This window comes from Clostridium peptidivorans, assembly GCF_900205925.1.
GTDB lineage: Bacteria > Bacillota > Clostridia > Clostridiales > Clostridiaceae > Clostridium_AK > Clostridium_AK peptidivorans.
Genome location: NZ_OAOD01000030.1, coordinates 13076 through 29419, shown reverse-complemented (window position 1 = coordinate 29419; position 16344 = coordinate 13076). Strand labels below are relative to the sequence as shown.

The 16344-nt window shown below is 30.8% G+C and carries 16 protein-coding genes and 1 pseudogene; 9 read left to right on the top strand and 8 right to left on the bottom strand.

What is annotated here, in order from left to right; all coding sequences use genetic code 11:
* Positions 1 to 103: 103 nt before the first annotated feature.
* Positions 104 to 427: pseudogene (locus CRN98_RS15990) on the top strand (peptide deformylase); the annotation flags it as partial.
* Positions 428 to 610: 183 nt separating this feature from the next.
* On the opposite strand, the gene CRN98_RS15985 reads toward CRN98_RS15990, so the two are convergent.
* Genes CRN98_RS15985 through CRN98_RS15975 form a run of 3 tightly spaced genes read right to left on the bottom strand, consistent with a single transcriptional unit; the run spans position 611 to position 2234 of the window.
* Positions 611 to 1303 (bottom strand): YjjG family noncanonical pyrimidine nucleotidase, encoded by a 693-nt coding sequence (locus CRN98_RS15985; protein WP_097028427.1) that lies wholly within the window; start codon positions 1301 to 1303, stop codon positions 611 to 613.
* Between the two features lie 30 nt (positions 1304 to 1333).
* Positions 1334 to 1792 carry a DMT family transporter gene (locus tag CRN98_RS15980; RefSeq protein ID WP_097028426.1) on the bottom strand — a complete coding sequence of 153 codons (459 nt, stop codon included), beginning with the start codon at positions 1790 to 1792 and terminating at the stop codon, positions 1334 to 1336.
* A 13-nt stretch (positions 1793 to 1805) separates the two neighbouring features.
* Entirely contained in the window at positions 1806 to 2234 is a 429-nt protein-coding gene (locus CRN98_RS15975) for a DMT family transporter (protein ID WP_097028425.1), read from the bottom strand.
* An 87-nt stretch (positions 2235 to 2321) separates the two neighbouring features.
* Between CRN98_RS15975 and CRN98_RS15970 the strand changes: the two genes are divergently transcribed.
* Entirely contained in the window at positions 2322 to 3011 is a 690-nt protein-coding gene (locus tag CRN98_RS15970; protein WP_097028424.1) for a Crp/Fnr family transcriptional regulator, read from the top strand.
* 899 nt (positions 3012 to 3910) lie between these two features.
* On the opposite strand, the gene CRN98_RS15960 is transcribed toward CRN98_RS15970, so the two are convergent.
* Positions 3911 to 4306, bottom strand: a complete 396-nt coding sequence (locus tag CRN98_RS15960; RefSeq protein ID WP_097028422.1) for a VOC family protein — start codon at positions 4304 to 4306, stop codon at positions 3911 to 3913.
* A 591-nt stretch (positions 4307 to 4897) separates the two neighbouring features.
* Complete coding sequence (locus CRN98_RS15955; RefSeq protein WP_423237108.1) at positions 4898 to 6427, bottom strand: thiol-activated cytolysin family protein; 1530 nt, start codon at positions 6425 to 6427, stop codon at positions 4898 to 4900.
* A gap of 355 nt (positions 6428 to 6782) precedes the next feature.
* Between CRN98_RS15955 and CRN98_RS15950 the strand changes: the two genes are divergently transcribed.
* Together CRN98_RS15950 and CRN98_RS15945 are read left to right on the top strand one after the other, a co-directional pair.
* Positions 6783 to 8258 carry a protein adenylyltransferase SelO gene (locus CRN98_RS15950; protein WP_097028420.1) on the top strand — a complete coding sequence of 492 codons (1476 nt, stop codon included), beginning with the start codon at positions 6783 to 6785 and terminating at the stop codon, positions 8256 to 8258.
* A gap of 295 nt (positions 8259 to 8553) precedes the next feature.
* Complete coding sequence (locus CRN98_RS15945) at positions 8554 to 8781, top strand: hypothetical protein (protein WP_097028419.1); 228 nt, start codon at positions 8554 to 8556, stop codon at positions 8779 to 8781.
* 51 nt (positions 8782 to 8832) lie between these two features.
* On the opposite strand, the gene CRN98_RS15940 is transcribed toward CRN98_RS15945, so the two are convergent.
* Positions 8833 to 10014 (bottom strand): hypothetical protein, encoded by a 1182-nt coding sequence (locus CRN98_RS15940; protein WP_097028418.1) that lies wholly within the window; start codon positions 10012 to 10014, stop codon positions 8833 to 8835.
* A 342-nt stretch (positions 10015 to 10356) separates the two neighbouring features.
* On the opposite strand from CRN98_RS15940, the gene CRN98_RS15935 reads away from it, so the two are divergent.
* Positions 10357 to 10668 carry a PadR family transcriptional regulator gene (locus tag CRN98_RS15935; protein WP_097028417.1) on the top strand — a complete coding sequence of 104 codons (312 nt, stop codon included), beginning with the start codon at positions 10357 to 10359 and terminating at the stop codon, positions 10666 to 10668.
* A 12-nt stretch (positions 10669 to 10680) separates the two neighbouring features.
* Positions 10681 to 11295, top strand: coding sequence for a DUF2812 domain-containing protein (locus CRN98_RS15930; protein ID WP_179632210.1), 615 nt, complete (start codon positions 10681 to 10683; stop codon positions 11293 to 11295).
* A gap of 140 nt (positions 11296 to 11435) precedes the next feature.
* Here the strand turns inward: CRN98_RS15930 and CRN98_RS15925 are convergent, their stop codons facing one another.
* Together CRN98_RS15925 and CRN98_RS15920 are read right to left on the bottom strand one after the other, a co-directional pair.
* Complete coding sequence (locus CRN98_RS15925; protein ID WP_097028415.1) at positions 11436 to 11960, bottom strand: CDP-alcohol phosphatidyltransferase family protein; 525 nt, start codon at positions 11958 to 11960, stop codon at positions 11436 to 11438.
* A gap of 28 nt (positions 11961 to 11988) precedes the next feature.
* The gene (locus CRN98_RS15920; RefSeq protein ID WP_097028414.1) at positions 11989 to 12699 is read right to left on the bottom strand and encodes a TVP38/TMEM64 family protein; all 711 of its coding nucleotides are present in this window, start codon (positions 12697 to 12699) and stop codon (positions 11989 to 11991) included.
* A gap of 179 nt (positions 12700 to 12878) precedes the next feature.
* Here CRN98_RS15920 and CRN98_RS15915 point away from each other — a divergent pair, with 179 nt between their 5' ends.
* From CRN98_RS15915 to CRN98_RS15905, 3 genes are all read left to right on the top strand, one after another.
* On the top strand, positions 12879 to 13568 hold the full coding sequence (locus CRN98_RS15915; RefSeq protein ID WP_097028428.1) for a response regulator transcription factor: 690 nt from the start codon (positions 12879 to 12881) through the stop codon (positions 13566 to 13568).
* Positions 13561 to 14889, top strand: a complete 1329-nt coding sequence (locus tag CRN98_RS15910) for a sensor histidine kinase (protein ID WP_097028413.1) — start codon at positions 13561 to 13563, stop codon at positions 14887 to 14889. The genes CRN98_RS15915 and CRN98_RS15910 overlap by 8 nt, the downstream gene beginning before the upstream one ends.
* Before the next feature lie 251 nt (positions 14890 to 15140).
* Entirely contained in the window at positions 15141 to 16313 is a 1173-nt protein-coding gene (locus CRN98_RS15905; RefSeq protein WP_097028412.1) for an NAD(P)-dependent malic enzyme, read from the top strand.
* Positions 16314 to 16344: the final 31 nt, after the last annotated feature.

Genomic DNA, 16344 nt, shown 5'->3' with positions numbered 1-16344 from the left:
CTATCTTTTGTTTAAATACTTTATCATATTTTTTATTTGCCATTTGTAACACCACTTTCTTAAATCTTATTATAATAGATTATTCGGCATTAGTGTTACAACTTTAGTATATCACGTCAGAGCAAACTTAGAGAATTGTGTTGGATTGGCTGGTAATATGATTGGAGTAAAAAAGCGTATATTGGTATTTACTGCAGGCAACCTTATTGTGCCTATGATAAATCCAGTTATATTAAAGAAAGAAAAGCTTTATGAAACAGAAGAGAGTTGTTTATCTTTAATTGGATTTAGAAAAACAAAGAGATATGAAATGATAGAGGTGGAGTATCTTGATAGAAATTTTAAGAAGCAAAAGCAAGTGTTTACTGGATTTATAGCACAAATAATTCAACATGAAATGGATCATTTTGAAGGTATAATAATCTAATTGAATAATTAAAACTTGAAGTTGAAATAATATTAATTATATTGTATATGGGGAAATCTAGGCTTTTTTATTTACGGTAAGGAGAACCGTATCACAAGTAAGGGAGCGCGGTTTATCAAATATTTAAAAAGATATAGAATTAGATTTAATTCTATATCTTTTTGCTATTATTTATAAATATTTTTATGAATTAAGTAGCAAAGACTTAAGCTCATCAAAATTAGAAATCTCATAGGTAGGTTTTATTGAAGTTTCATTTATAATTTTGTTAGGGTTATACCAACAGGTATCTATACCAAAGTTTATCCCACCTTGTATATCAGAACTTAAACTATCTCCTACTATCAAAACCTTGTTTTTATCAAAGAAATTTATATTTTTTAAAGCATGTTCAAAAATCTCAGGATTTGGTTTCGATATTAATATTTCTTCAGATATTACTATAGTCTCAAAAAATTTTGCTATAATAGATTTTCTGATTCTTTTATCTTGAACTAAGGTAAGACCATTAGTTACTATAGCAAGTCTGTAAGACCTGTTTAGAGTTTCTATAAGCTCTATACTATTATCATATAAAAATGAGGCATCGGCTAAATACTCCATATATAATTTTGCAAAGTTAGTTTCATCAAAATTTACCTCTAATCTATCTGATAATCTTTTAAATCTTTCTACTTTTAAATTTTCTTGTGTAATAAGTCCTTGTTCAAACTCTTTCCATAGAACTGTATTTATTTCTTGATAAATTTTTAAATGATAACTTTCATCATATTTTATGTTAAACTTAAGCATTGTATTTTTAAATGCTTCTCTTTCAGATTTTTTAAAATCATATAATGTTTCATCTGCATCAAATAATATAACTTCATATTTCATAATATATCCTCCAAATTTTATATAAATAATTTAATTATTAAGTAATTTAAGTTGTTTTTGTTTATAGTTTTCATCAGATTTTGCATTAAGTATAATACCTATTAAAAATAGCACACATCCTACTACTTTTCCTATAGAAAAAATATTGAAGTATAAATAGTCTATAATTGAACTTGTAAGCATTTGACCTATAAAGCGAAGTATAACTGTATATACTGTTGGTATTTTATGAACTATTACATTGAATATATAAGTAGTTAAAACACCTATAACTCCACCTAGAAAATAAACTAAAGAAGTATTAGCTATAGTAGTAGTATTTGATATAAAATTTAACGTAATAGAATAAAAAATAATAGAAGCTAATGTAGCAGTTAAATAGTTTATAACTACACTATTTATAATACCTATACGCTTAGATAATTCTCCATTTAATATCATACTTGTAACAATTAATACTCCTGTCAAAAATGAAAAAAATATATACATTATATGCACCTCCTTATAATAAAATCATAAAAATTAAACCTGTTATGATTAGTGAAAAGCTTAGTATTTTTTTTGTTCTCATTTTGTTAACTTGAACACCAAATAATCCAAAATGGTCTATTAATGCAGATATTACAAGTTGTCCAAATAGCCCCATACCTGCGGTAAGTGTTATCCCTATCTTGTATGAAGATAGATTATTTAAGAATATGACTAAAACACTTAGTATACCTGGTAGAAAAAGGATAACAGGTATTTTACTGATTTTAGGAAGTTTATTTTTTCTTACTATTGATACTAGTAAAATTAATAGAAGTCCTAAGACGTGGTAAATTAATGTACTAATATATAAACCTATCCTTTCTGATAGAGCGCCATTTAAAAATATCATTATAGCAAGAAGAATACCGTTTAAAACAGCTAAATTTCTATACTTATTCAAATTCGTTCACCCCTTTACAAGTCGTTATAAATAAAATAATATATTTATAACAATTAGAACATGACATTAGTCATGTTAGGAGGTTTTATGAGAAGAATTTCAGATGTTAGGCTTATAAAGCAGTATATTAAAAAACATAATATAGAACAGAGGTTTGATTGTGAAATATTAAAATATGCACAACTTCATTTCTATGAAAAAGAAGAGTATATATTAGAATCAGGGGAAAATCTTGAATATTATTACTTACTTGTAGATGGTAAAATTAAAATTTATTATCCTTTTGAAAATGGAAAATCAATGACTTTAAAGTTTTATAAAGATTTTAATACTATAGGAGATTTAGAACTTTTAAAAGATATTCCTATCCTTTGCAATATTGATGCAGTAGAAGATACTTATTTGATAGCAATACCTGCAGCTATACTTAGAGAAAAATATTTTGATAATATAAAACTTTTACACCATTTGGTAGATTCTTTGAGTGAAAAACTTTATGGAACGATTAATAATAGCTCATATAATTTTGTATATCCACTTATCAATAGATTAGCTAGTTATTTAGTTGAACAACATACAGACGAAAATTATATAATTTTAAATTCATCATATTTAGAAATTGCTCAATTTTTAGGGACAACATACAGACATCTAAATAGAACTTTTAAAGAAATGGAATCAAAATCAATTATAAAATATGATGATAAAAAAATATATATATTAGATATGAATAAACTTAGAGCATTATCTAAGAATATTTATGTAAAACCACTTTAGAATATAAGTTGAAATAATTTTATGTAAAACGACCTCCGTTGGGGGTGTAACGGAGAAGCGTACCACAAGTAAATGCGGTTTATAGCTGTAGCCATTTATATTACGTTGGTACATCTGTTTTTATACATGAAGATACCGTATCATAAGTAATATGGTAAAAGATTTAGATATACAATATTTACAAAAAAATGTTACGATAAAAGGCGTATAAAGGATATAAGTTTTAATATTTTAAGTGAAATATAAATTGGAATTTATAGAATAAGAATATATATGTTTATTTTTTATAAAAATTTGATATAATATAAATAAGAAAAGCTTAGTGCGTCAACACTAAGCTAAGTCTTAGAACATTTATTTTGTTTTAGGGCTATTGGATGAATTTAATTAAGTAAATTTTCTAGAAAGAAGTGCTAATCTTGCGAGGATGGAGCACTTTTTTCTTTGCTTTTAACTTCTATATCAAGACCAAGAAATTTAATCTTAATTTTTAAATGATGTATAAAAAGATTATGTTTTAGAATTAATCTAATTACATAAATGACTGATATACACTTTATAAAAGTATCAAACATATCCAATACCACCCCCTAGCTATAGTGAAGTAATTCACAATAACCCAGGAGGATAAAACGTTCAAAACCCCCGTAGCCACCCACTACGGAAATTTTATATTTGCACTTTAGAATTATACCATAATTATGTAGAATATATACACAAGAGTAAAATGGAAAAAACTTATTTGAGAGTGATACGGTGAACTATACCATAAATAACGGAGTTTTTTTTGTGTGAAAGCATTGAAGGACTTGGGGTTTAGTATAATACTAATATCGTCAATATCATTGAAATAGACTTAATAAAATAGGACTTACTGTGATAAAGTAAGTCCAAGTTATCTATCTTGCAGAATAATTTAGGCCCCATGTATTACCGTAATAATCAGTTACTACTGCATGGTAAGCACCCCAAAAAGTTTTTTGTAATTCAAATTTTACTGAACCATTCTTACTAAGTGCTGAGTATAATCTGTTTATTTCTTCTTCGCTTTCTAATTCAAGTAATAAGCTACCATTTGGTCTTTTGTGGCTATCAGTCAATATATCTAACAGATACATTATGCAATCAGCATTAACATGTAATTCTGAATGTATAATTTTGCCTTCAAAACCTTTAAACATTGGCTTTCCATCTGCTAATTGAACATTTTTTATTTCTCCGCCAAACACTTCTTTGTAATATTCTAGTGCCTCCTTGCAGTTTTCAACAAATATTTCAGGAATAATTCTTTTCATTTGACTTCTCTCCTTGTAATTAATATATTTTACTATTAATGAATTTACTTAAGTATTATAAGATTTACTTATCAGTTTCAGCAGTGGCTCTGGTTGAAGAGTGTATTGAGTTTCACGTCCAACTTTATGCTCACTTACAAATCATGCATCATATGATTATATAGCACCTTTTGCTTTCATGTAAATAGCAGTAATCAAAACTTTTAGAGTTATAATGAAAACTAAAAATATAGTAGGAGTATTTTTCATTTTATATAAAGGATATAATAGCGATGAAAGAAGTTAGTTACTTAAAAGAACAAGAAAAGTAATATTCCTGCCACAGGAGGTACAAGAAACTATTGAAGAAATATTGCAAATGCTAGACATGGAATACGGAGCTGATAGAAATAAGTATAAAGATAATTGAGGATATGTAGTAGTCTTAGGGAAGGAAGAAGATTTTAAAGAAATAAAGGATAAAACTTATGTTGATTGTGATGAAGTTATAGCTGAATATGTAGATATGAAGAAAAGCATTATAATAAATATAAAGAGAGACACCCTTTTGTGATATGTTAAATACTGAAACCAAAAGGGGGTCTCTCTTGACTAATAGCTAATATTAGCTTTTGGATATAATGTAGTTCCTCCAATTGAAACTTTTATTTCGTTTGATAATGGAACATTATGTTCGTCAATAATTGTTCTCCACCATTCCCATGCAAGGCCTGTACATTCTCTTGCCATAATTCTTATATTTTTTGAATTAGCTGGAAGTGGTATTACTGTAGAGTAATGAGCCGTTTTGTCTTGATAGTTTCCTGACCATGTTTTATGAGATAGTATTTCTTTTCCATTCTCATCATATGAAAATTCATCCCAGGATACTTCAAATTGGGCAACATATGCACCATAATGATCAAGAAGTATTTTACCTTTAGAATATTCTGTTGATGTAGTCTCAACATAATCTGTTTTATTATGGACAGCAGCAACTGAATTATCTTTTAAGAAAACACTTGTATATGAAATTGGGTATGCTGGATTTTTAGGACTAAACTCTGCATTATCTTTAATTACATTTCGTATTTCATCAAAATCTTTTGTGATAATTTTGTTATGTTCTTTTGAATCTCCGCCTAATACTACTGCGGTAAATGAACTTTCATCAAGAATATCTTTGTATTGTGCATTAGATTTTACATTGTTATTCTTAATTAATGCTTCAAAGGCAGCTTTTACATCTTTGCTCTTAGAGGTTGTCTCTAATTTTACATAAATTGTTCTTCCATAAGCTACATTTGACACCATAACAGGTGGTGCTGAATTACTTACACCTTTACGAGTTAATTCTTCAAAAGTAACGCTATCATCAAAAAGATCTGATGGATTGTTAGGTAATTCTGCACTTACGGTATAAAATATTTGCTTATATGCAGCAACCATAACTTTTTTCTCTCCATTTGCTACAGCATTAAAGTCAATTCCAAGTGAATTGTCAAGAACTTTAGCGTTAACATTAAGAGCACTTGCTATTTGAGATTTACTATAAACCATAGATTCTGAATACTGTGTTCTTGCAGGTAAAGTATGTGTTTTTGAATACTTGTCATTCCAAGTAGATACTAATTCATCTACTGCTCCAGATACATTACCATACGTTGGGTTTTGAACAGTTACTGTATTTTCTTTTCTCATACCTGGTAAATCTATACTAATATTTAAAGGTTTTCTCTTGCACGTTAATATATTAGGTTGATTTTCCGCAAAATCACGGTTTGCAAGTTGTAATGCTCCTGGATATGTGCGATCAGTCATAGAATCAATAATTGAAATATCCACTGGTGAAGTTGTAAGTGATTTTTTATTACGTTCCACCACTATAAATTTATCTTTTGAATTTAAGCCTTCTTTTGGAACAAAACTTTCTACGTTATCGCCACTTACTGCTAAAACCTCGTTTCTATTATAGTTTAAGTTTGCTATACCAGTATCAATATCATTAGATTCGCTTGTCCCACTAGTTAAATTAGTTGTAGGTGCTTTAGCAAAGCAATTAAGCGGATACTGAATAATACATAAACTAACAAATAAACATATCAGTAATTTTTTTACTTTGAAATTCTTCAAATTCTTCAAAAAATCTCCTCCCTTCTTATACATAAATTATACATAATTTTCATATAGAAATCAAATCCACTTAATGAATATTTATCCAGTAGCGAGTAGACAACTAAAAAAAGTCTGCCTTGTAGGGTTTTTCTATGTATAATTTGACGAATAAATTTACAGGGTATTTTTCATTAAAATTTATCTATGGCAGCAAGTATTATTAAAAGTAAATGCTGCCGCAGGGTAAAGAATTAGCGGGAGCCAAGGGTATAATAAACTCTCAGAAGCGGATACTAAAAATATCATAGAATAGCTATGAGTTTTGTTTTATGTAAAAGAAAAAGCTAGGATACAAAAAGATAGAAGAAGAAAAGGAGATACCATGACAGAGAAAAAAGTAATAATAGAAACAGGATGGAACTTAGACAACAGTTATGCTCGTCTGCCGGAATCATTTTTTACCAGGCAAAGGCCAACCCCTGTACCATCACCGAAGTTGATCGTTCTCAATCATCCGTTGGCAGCATCTCTAGGGCTGAATCTTAAGGAACTAGAAAGTAATGATGGGGCAGCCGTGTTTGCTGGTAACCAGATTCCTGAAGGTGCTTTACCTATTGCAGAGGCTTATGCAGGTCATCAATTTGGACATTTTACTATGCTTGGAGACGGCCGAGCTGTGCTGCTTGGTGAGCAGATAACTCCTAAGGGCAATCGGTTTGATATTCAGCTTAAGGGTTCAGGTAAAACCCTATACTCTCGTGGAGGTGATGGCAGGGCTGCCCTTGGACCTATGCTGCGTGAATACATCATCAGCGAAGCAATGTATGCCCTTGATATTCCTACCACCCGCAGCTTAGCGGTGGTGACAACTGGGCAATCAATAATGCGTGAAACTGAGCAGCCTGGTGCAATTCTTACCCGTATAGCTGCCAGTCATCTGCGCGTGGGCACCTTCCAGTATGCTTCAAATTTCACAACTACTCAGGAGCTTGGGGCCTTGGCTGATTATGCATTGAAAAGACATTTCCCAGAGGTTGATGCTAGTGAGAGCCGCTATCTTTCTCTGCTTCAGGAAGTGGTAAAGCGTCAGGCTATATTGATTGCCAAGTGGCAGCTTGTTGGCTTTATTCATGGGGTGATGAACACCGACAATATGACTATTAGTGGAGAAACCATTGATTTTGGCCCTTGCGCTTTCATGGATACCTATGATCCAGCTACGGTATTCAGTTCCATTGACAGACATGGTCGTTATGCCTATGGAAATCAGCCGCATATTGCCTTGTGGAATCTAGCGAGATTTGCTGAAACACTATTGCCGCTGCTGCATGACAATGAGGACCAGGCTGTTAAACTAGCACAGGATGCAATTTCAGATTTTGATGAGTTGTATCATAGTAATTGGCTGGCGGGAATGAGAGCAAAGCTTGGAATCTTTAACGAAGAACCTCAGGATGAGTCCCTTATTGAAGAGCTCTTAAGAATGATGCATAAGTACGGTGCGGACTATACCAATACTTTCCGTGGATTAACATTTGAAAAGTTAGAGGATACAGTGCTGTTTGGCACCACAGAATTTACTCAGTGGTATGAGCTTTGGCAGGCAAGACTAGGCAGGCAGCAGGAACCAAAGGCCTCTGCTCAGCAGCTGATGCAAAAGAGTAATCCTGCAGTCATTCCTCGCAACCATAGGGTAGAAGAGGCACTGGAAGCTGCGGTGAAACATGGAGATTACAGCATAATGGAGAGGCTTTTAGATGTTCTTTCATGTCCCTACGCTCACTCTGCTAAACAGGCTGAGTACGCCACACTGCCTGAGAAATCAGAGCGTCCTTACCGAACTTTTTGTGGTACTTAACATAGAGAGTTAGACCAGCTAGCTGATGTGAAGTAAAAATTAAAAATAGCTGTTATATGAAAAGGGCATTTAATTTTGCCCTTTTTCTATTTTACGTTCATACAGTGTACTAGCATCATTTATTATTAATTGACTAAAGGATATAACAAAATATATAAATTTTAAATACTAAAAGGACGTTCTTTAAAAATTCAATAATACGGTATTAAGGAGTTATATATAATTAATAGATAAATTGGTATATAATTGTAATAGAATCGGTGCTAAAAGATTATTTGTACTATGGGAGGTTCATATGAAAAATACAGGAATATGTCCGAAATGCGATTCAAAATCTATTTTAAGAATTCCAGGTAATGCAGGAGCATATGGCTCTGGAAATAATATCATGACTGGAATTACTGTTTTAAGTGCTGTAAAGGTAACAAGATATCTATGCTGTGAATGCGGATATTCTGAAGAATGGATTGATGATAAAAAAGATATAAAAAAGCTTATTGATAGTTTTAAAGAAATTTATTAAGATGCAATTTTTTTATTAGTAAACCACCGGCTTAGCCGGTGGTTATGATTTTTAATCTAGGTTCTTTGGCGAGTAATTTACTTCGATTTTTTCAATTTTTCCTTTATTAGTTACAAAGACAACTTCGCTAAATACTTTTCCATATATATAATACTTGAAGGATGCACTTTCATCTATTTTAGTAGGTTGACCATAAGCTGCAATAACTTCATCTATGCTGGATTTTTCTGATATTCCTTTAGGTAATTCTAAAGGGATTTGTGCACCGTTGTTGTAGTATTCAATATAAGTAACGAAAGAGTGTTTTAAGGGTTCTGCTTTGTCGCTATAATTTTCAATCTGAGTTCTTAGAACTTGATTGCTTTTTCTTAATTCAACACCTACGACACCAGACTTAGCGGGGATTACTTCATCAGGATTTGATTGAAGTACCCAACCGTTTTTTTCAAACTCAGTAATAGGTGCCGGTAGTTTATAGTAATTACCACCATATTTTACTTGAAAGGAGAATAAATCTTTGCCTATACTTGAAGGTGCCTTATAGTTTTTAACCACTGTAGGAAGTTCTGTACTAACAGGTTTAGTTTGTGTTTTTGTAGGGGGTATTATATTTTGTACCTCAATAGAATATACTTTATTAGTTTTAGTATCAAGTGAAATATCATAACTTGAGTATGAACCGGATTTGTAGGTTAGTTTATTTATAGTACCTCCCTTATATTCATTAGAAGGCTTTCCATAAGCTGCAATAACTTCATCATAGGTAGAAGCTATAGTAATTCCTTTTGCAATAGAGACAGTTGGTCCTTGATTTTTACTATCCGGTTCTACGGTAACTCCTGCAACATAACATTTGGGTATTGGTGAAACGTTTATATCCAAATTTGCCATTTTAACTATTATAGTTTGTTCACCATTTTGTAGGGTTCTTATGGTATATTGGTTTGGGTCTAATTTATCACTACCAAAATCTTTACCTACCCAACCATTTTTTTCAAAGGTAGAAAATGAAGTGGGAAGAGAATATGCTACACCATTTAGCAATATTTCATAGCGATATAAATCATCAGATATGGATCCTGAAGTAGGTTTTGTAGTAACTTCTGTTTCTTTGATATCTTCCTTTTTTATTTGTTCCTTTGGTTTTTCGGATACTGTCTTTGAGCAACCCCCAAGTGATGAAATCATTACAATTAATAATAACATCAATGGGATTTTTTTTAGTTTTTTCACTGCAAACATCACCTCATTTCTTTTAATGTAGACATTATATTAATATTCAATTAAAGTAGCCATTGTGCCAATAAAACTATTTATATTTTTGGTATGGTGATAATCCCTATTATAAACAATATATTTTCCTGAAGAATTTATAGAAAGAATTACATCATAGGTTTCATCAGAACCAATTGAAATAGTATTTAACTGATAAGTTGTATTTATTAATAAAATAAATTACAGCTTTTTTATTTTGTTATTGACATATACAGTTGAACGATATATAGTATTACTATATAGTTAAACTATATATTTAAGCTGTATAGTTGTGATTGATACAAGGAGTGAAGGATAAAAATGAATTTAACAAAGTTTTTACCGCTAACAGAGACTACTTTTTACATTATGCTTGCACTAAAAGAAGCAGGACATGGATATAGTGTAATGCAAAAGGTGGAGGAAATGAGTGATGGAAAGGTTAGGATTGCTGCCGGAACTATGTACGGTGCCCTTGATAACCTAACAAAACAAAAGCTAATTGAGTCAGTAAAGTCAGAAGATGCTCGAAGAAAGGTCTACAAGCTTACAGATACTGGTCACGAAGTTTTAAAGCTTGAGACAATGAGATTAAGACATCTTATTAAAATAGCAGAAGAATCTGGTTTTTAGGAGGAAATGAAAGTGAAACAATTTAAGCGTTTTGCCCATTTTGAGCAGGAAGAAGAATATCTAAATTATATGGCAAAAGAAGGATTTGAGTTTGTAAAGCGCTCTGCTTTTGGAATATATCATTTTAAAGAAGCTACTACAAATAGTAGTTGTTATAAGGTGGATTATCGTATTATTAATAAAAAAGCAGATTTCTTAGATTATGTTTCTATATTTGAAGACAGTGGTTGGAAACACATTTATGGACACCAAGGGTCTGGAAAGCAGTACTTTTTACAAGTGTCAGAAGATGCTACATCTGATATATTTTCAGATGATAAATCAAAGGCAGAGAGGTATATAAGATTGCAACGAAACTATATTGCATGGCTTACTTGGATGGTTTTAGTAATATTTATAACACTCGCAAGTGTTAAGTTTAATATATCCGATCTGTTTTTTTTAACGCCGGGTCTTTGGGAAAGGCAAGGAGCGGAATTTTGGGATGCCTTTTGGTTTGAGTTTCCATTCATGCTTATGAGAGTAATTCCGGTTGTATTTTTTGCAATTGGTGCTATCTTAAATGGATATTGGGCAAAAAAAGCGAAAAAGGCATATGATAATTTTTTAGCTTCTAAGGAAACTTAATGGAGTAGAAATGCTTGATGACCATACTGTTTAGAGAGGCTTTGCCAAAGCCTCTTAACCCATAGCTCGCCTCCACCAATGAAACCTACGAATACATAAAACCGTATTGGAGAAATCCAACACGGTTTTTCATTATTAGGTTATATTTTTTTAAATTTAAATTTTGAGACCATAAGATAAGCAAGAAGTGTCAATAAAACAATTGATAAAAGTATAGAAAAAATACTATTATCAGGTGCAGCTAATGAAAATAATGCAATAATAGAACCTGCAACTGTTATGGGCACTCCGGTAAAAATACCATCAAATTGACTTGTGTTATATTTTGCTAATCTATAAGAACCACTCATAATATATGACAATAGAAAACAACCACCAAGCACTCCCACATGATTTGAATCAAGAAAGTTATACTTAATAAATACTAAAAAAGCTGGTGCCACTCCGAAGGAAATTAGATCAGCTAAGGAATCTAACTCCTTTCCTAAATCACTAGATATATCTAGAAACCTGGCAATTTTACCATCGTATCTATCTATTAAAGCTGCAGTAATTATGAATATAGCAGCTAAAAAGTAATTTTCCTTAAAAGTTTCAAGTATTGAAAGAATTCCTAATGATAGATTAGTAAATGTAAGTAAATTTGGTATAGACGTTTTTAACATATACTCACTCCTCGTTAACTAAATTAAATTAATCAATTTTATAAGATTCTTTATCATTTTTACTATATGAAAACTTACTTATAAGCTTATCTTTGTAAAGTATTCCTAGAATAAATGATGCTATGGCTATCAGTGATATTATTATTGTTGACATATAATTGCCATAATGAAGATTGGAACCAATACTTACAGATGCTAAAAGCCATGGAAATCTACTAATGAGTAAAATTCCAAAAAACCTTAATGGCTTTATAGGTGTTAATCCTGCAACATATATTAAAAAATCTTTAGGTAGTCCAGGAACTAGGAAAACAATGAATAAAATAATGGAAAATTTTTTACTGTCCATAATATCAATCATCCATTGACAATTTTTCCGATTCATTAGCTTTTCTATAAAATGGGCACCTATAAGCCTGGTAAAGTAGAAAGCTATAATAGCTCCAAGCAGCAGCCCTGCTGTTGAATAAATTACACCAAAGGTTACACCGTAAATATATCCACCAGCAACTTGAATTACCTCTCCAGGAATTGGAGCAATAATGGTTTGTAGTATTTGAAAAAAAATCAAAACAACAGATCCAAAACTTCCTAGAGAAATTATATAATTCCTAAATTTATCAAGTGATACAGTCAATTCAAGCATAAGTGGTAAATATTTTAACGCTAATATAATTGTCAAAAGACCTAATAGAGCTAGCAATATTTTGCAAATTAAAAGTTTTCTAGATTTATTCATAATTGTTTAGTCCTTCCTCCTAGGTTACTTTAATTAATAGTTTATTAGAAACATCTTAAGATTTGCCTATGATAAATCTTAAGAGTTCTTAAGAATTCTTAAATCATTTAAATAATATAGATTTAAACTATATTGCAGTATATACTAATAATAAAGTGGAGGTAGATTCAATGAATACTATGAAGAATATTTTGATAGCAGATGATAACGATGAGATAAGAGAAATAGTCCGTGTTTTATTGGAGAGTGAGGGCTATAATGTAATAGAAGCTGTAGATGGTGAAGATGCTGTAATCAAAGTTGATGGAAGTATAGATTTAATCATACTTGATATAATGATGCCTAGAAAGTCTGGATTTAAAGCATGTGTTGAAATTCGTGAAAAAACAAGTGCTCCTATTTTGTTTTTAACTGCTAAAACTCAAGATTCAGATAAATGCATGGGATTTTCTGTGGGAAGTGATGATTATCTATCAAAGCCCTTTTCATATACTGAATTGGTTTCAAGAGTCAAAGCGCTGCTTAGAAGGTATTATGTATATAAAGGGAAAGATAGAATTGAGTCAACTGATCTTATTAATATAAATGGATTAACAATAAATACAGCTTCAAAAGAAGTATCAATAGATGAGGAGGAAGTTACACTGACAGATATTGAGTATAACATCCTGATGCTCATGGCAAAGCATCGAAAAAAAATATTTTCAGCACAAAATTTATATGAAAGTGTTTGGAAAGAACCTTATTTTTATTCCTGCAACAATACAATTATGGTACATATAAGAAACCTGAGAAGGAAATTGGAAAAGGACCCAGAGAACCCTAAATATATAAAAACAGTATGGGGAAAGGGGTACAGGATTGAATAAGAACTTTTTATGCACCAAACTAGAAATTAAATTAATTCTATGTTTAATATTTTCATTTCTTATATCTGTTGCTATGTTCTTTTTATTTCAAACAATAGGGGAGAATATATTAGATAATCATTTTAATAAAATATCCTTTATGGGCAACCAAAAAAATCAAGCCATATCCGATTTTAGAGGATATATATTAGATAACAATTTAACAATAAATGATCATGATGAAATAACAAAATGGGTTCGTAAAGAGAAATACGTAAATCTTTATATTTATAAGGACAATAAATTAGTTTATGATTCTAATAGGAATAATTCAACCATTGATTATGAAGAACATGAGGAAAATTCAATAATTTTGCCAAGCAAAGCCCTTTATGATATTGCATTTACTGATACGAATGCAAAAATGTATATGGAATGCTTTTTTGAGTACAAGTATTATTATATTGTAAGCTTTTTGGGTAGTGCAATTTCCTTTGTTTGCTTTATAACAATTATGTTACTTTTCATAAAAAGAAAAACAAAGTATATTGGAATGCTTGAGAGTGAAATAAAAATACTTGAAGGGGGCAATTTAACTCACGAAATTACTATTAATGGGAATGACGAGCTTTCTTCTTTGGCTCAAGGCATTAATGAGATGAGAAAATCATTTATAGGAAGATTAGAAAGTGAAGATAAAGCAAGGTTAGCAAATAGCGAACTGATTACAGCAATGTCACATGATTTAAGAACACCTCTCACAGTACTAGTAGGATATTTAGATATTATAGAATACAAAAAATATAAGACAGATGAAAATTTGAGACAGTATATTCACAATAGTAGAGAAAAAGCATATCAAATTAAACATCTTTCTGATAAATTATTTGAATACTTTATGGTGTTTAATACTAATGATGATGACTTAGAATTAGAGACCTTTGATGGAAATGAACTTTTAGATCAACTACTTGAAGAACAAATTTTTATATTAGAAGATAAGGGGTTTGATTTTCAAGTTAATTCTTGCAACAGGCCTTTTATTATAGAAGTAAATCTAATTTCGATGCGAAGAGTTTTTGATAATATTTTCTCTAATATCATGAAATATGCAGATAAATCCAAGCCAGTTAAAGTTAAATACTATATCAAAAACCAATTATTATTTGTTTATATTGAAAACCAAATAAATAATAATTTGAAAACAGTAAGTAGTACAGGAATCGGTATGAAAACATGTGAAAAAATTATCGAAAGACATAAGGGAGAAATTATTATTACAAAAACGGAAAATGCATTTTCTGTCCAGATTAGCTTAGCTATAGAATTAAATAATCACTAAGTAAAATTAAACTAATAACTTCAAGTAGGGGGATTCTCCAGATGCACCTAAGAATGAAACCTGCGACAGAAATGTCGTGGGTTTTTCTATTTAAATCTTGAGTAAATTTAATAATAAAATTTATAGATTTTTATGACCATAATATGTTTTTAAAGTTTAAAATATTTCAATAATTAACGGATGATGTTAATATTTATTCATAACAAAAGATTACAAAATTTGATATAAAAAATGAAGGGACGGGATTGAAAATGAATTATTTTGAGGAAAGTTTAAAATTACATGAAAATAATAGAGGAAAAATGGAAATAAAATCAAAGGTGAAAATTACAACAAGAGAGGATTTAAGTTTAGCTTATACTCCTGGAGTTGCAGAGCCATGTAGAAAGATTCATGAGAACGAAGAAAACGTTTATAAGTATACTTCAAAAGGAAATTTAGTTGCAGTAGTTACAGATGGAACAGCAGTATTAGGACTCGGAGACATAGGGCCTAAGGCTGGGTTACCAGTTATGGAAGGTAAAGCAATATTATTTAAAGAGTTTGCAAATGTTGATGCATTTCCAATATGCCTAGATACAAAGAATGTTGATGAGATAGTGAAAACGGTAAAGATGATAGCTCCGGGGTTTGGTGGAATTAATCTAGAGGATATTGGAGCTCCAAGATGCTTTGAAGTTGAAGAAAGATTAAAGAAAGAACTTGATATACCTGTATTCCACGATGATCAACATGGAACTGCAATAGTTGTTCTTGCAGGGATAATAAATGCTTTAAAAGTAGTTAATAAAAAAATAGAAGACATAAAGGTTGTTGTAAATGGTGCAGGGGCTGCAGGAACTGCTATAGCTAAACTATTACTTTCTTCAGGAGTAAAGAATCTAATTGCATGTGATAAGGTTGGTATTCTTTACAGAGGAATAGAAAATGTAGATGATGCTAAGAAGAAACTTGCAGAGGTAACCAATCCAGATAATATGAAGGGAACTTTAGCCGATGCATTAGTAGGTGCAGATGTGTTTATAGGAGTTTCAGCACCAGGAATAGTAAGTCAAGACATGGTGAAATCCATGAATAAGGATTCTATACTATTTGCAATGGCAAACCCAACTCCAGAAATAATGCCAGATGACGCAAAAGCAGCAGGAGCTAGAGTAATTGGAACAGGAAGATCAGACTTCCCTAACCAAGTTAATAATGTGCTTGCATTCCCAGGAATATTTAGAGGAGCATTGGATGTTAGGGCAAGAGAAATTAATGAAGAAATGAAAATTGCAGCAGCTTACGCTATAGCTTCTATGATAAAAGATGAAGACTTAAATGAGGACAATGTAATTCCATATGCATTAGACAAAAATGTTGCATCTAATGTAGCTGAAGCGATAAGAGAGGCAGCAAGAAAAAGCGGAGCAGCAAGATTATAAAAAACTATTTTAAAATAATGGAGGGATAAAA